The sequence below is a fragment of the Desulfitibacter alkalitolerans DSM 16504 genome, from assembly GCF_000620305.1.
Lineage (GTDB): Bacteria > Bacillota > DSM-16504 > Desulfitibacterales > Desulfitibacteraceae > Desulfitibacter > Desulfitibacter alkalitolerans.
This window is the reverse complement of record NZ_JHVU01000038.1, coordinates 1-1,587: the sequence shown is the minus strand read 5'-3', so window position 1 is coordinate 1,587 and position 1,587 is coordinate 1. Positions and strand designations below refer to the sequence as shown.

Annotated in this window: 3 protein-coding genes; all 3 read left to right on the top strand. The window is 40.5% G+C overall.

Annotated elements, in window-relative coordinates; genetic code table 11:
- A partial coding sequence (locus K364_RS0105575; protein WP_028307193.1) for a YifB family Mg chelatase-like AAA ATPase occupies window positions 1–1,020 on the top strand: 1,020 nt, incomplete at its 5' end.
- 1 nt (window position 1,021) lies between these two features.
- A complete protein-coding gene (locus K364_RS25460) occupies window positions 1,022–1,360 on the top strand; it encodes a hypothetical protein (protein ID WP_028307192.1) in 339 nt (112 codons plus the stop codon).
- 11 nt (window positions 1,361–1,371) lie between these two features.
- Window positions 1,372–1,587 (top strand): DNA-processing protein DprA (locus K364_RS25455; protein WP_207640835.1); only part of this gene is annotated, 216 nt, incomplete at its 3' end.

Here is a 1,587-nt window from a genome sequence, read left to right as displayed (position 1 = left end):
TACACTCCAAATGCAATAGAAACTCCTTCATTGTCAAATTTTAACAGTACCTTAGATTTTTCCGATGTGCACGGTCAGGATGCTATGATTGAATACATGGTTATAGCAGCTGCCGGAGGGCATAATGTTCTCATGATTGGAACACCAGGTTGTGGGAAATCAATGATTGCCCAGCGGATACCTACCATACTTCCAAGTTTAAGTGAGGAAGAAGCCTTAGAAACAACAAAAATATATAGTGTAGCCGGATTGTTAAATAACAGGGGAAGGTTGATTGATACGCGCCCGTTTAGAGCACCACATCACAATGCCTCTACTAATTCCTTGATTGGCGGTGGCAATAATGCGGCCCCTGGCGAAATATCACTGGCCCATAATGGAGTTTTGTTTCTAGATGAAATAGCTGAATTTAACAAAAAGACCTTGGATGCTTTGAGACAGCCTATGGAGGATAAGAAAGTTACCGTGTCTAGGGTGAAGTATACTAATACCTATCCATGCAACTTCATGTTAGTTGCCGCCATGAATCCATGCCCCTGTGGATATTATGGTTTGGATAAATGCCGCTGCAGTGATTATGAGGTACTAAAATATCGCCAAAAGATTTCAGGACCAATTATTGACCGGGTAGACATCCAAAAAAATGTTCAACCTGTAAACTTCATGGATCTGTCGGGCCATTTTAGTGGGAAAACATCTAAAGAGTTACGGCATAGAGTGGAGCATGCTAGAGAAATTCAAAAAAAGAGATATGCTAGTATAGATAAAATCAATTGTAATGCACAGATGACACCAGCACTTATAAAAGAATATTGTAAGCTTGAACCCGCGGGAGAAAACCTATTAAAACTAGCCCATGATAGATTCCAGTATAGTGCGCGCATTTTCCACAAATTCCTAAAGGTAGCCAGGACGTTTGCAGATATGGATGGAGCCGAGAATATTCGTAAGCAGGATGTGGCTGCGGCTCTTCTTGCTAGAGAAATGGATAAAGAACATGTTGAAATGCTGGTAATTTGATATGGAAAGCATGGATAAATATTGGCTTTGGATGGTGAATTTAAAAGGCTTAGGTAACAAATTGTGTAATAAACTGCTAGGCGAGTTTGGCAGCCCATGGCAGGTATATAATGCTTCAGAGTCAGATTTTAAAAAAATAGAAGGAATAGGAAGTGCTTTAGCCCATACTATTGCAGCAAACCGTTGCTTGGATAAGGCTGAAAGGTTATTAGAAAGCTTAGCCATGTCTAATATCAAACTGCTGACTATAAAAGACAGCTTATATCCACTAGAAGTTAAATCTCTACCTAATGCGCCTGTGCTTTTATATTATAAAGGAAAATTAGGCCTCAAAGCCTAGGTGTTGCCATAGTGGGAGCAAGACGATGTACTGAATATGGTAAAAAAGTGACCCAGGAAGCGGCTGCTTTTCTAGCCAAACAAGACATTCCAGTTATAAGTGGAATGGCCAAGGGTATTGATGGTTATGCCCATACAGCATGTTTGAAGGAAGGTGGGTATACCCTGGCCTTTCTAGGAAATGGAGTGGATATTTGCTATCCAAAGGAGCATCAAGGTCTAATGGAA

Excerpts from the sequence above, each read along its gene's own strand:
- K364_RS25460 (WP_028307192.1), top strand. The coding sequence starts at position 1,022 with ATGGAAAGCATGGATAAATATTGGCTTTGGATGGTGAATTTAAAAGGC.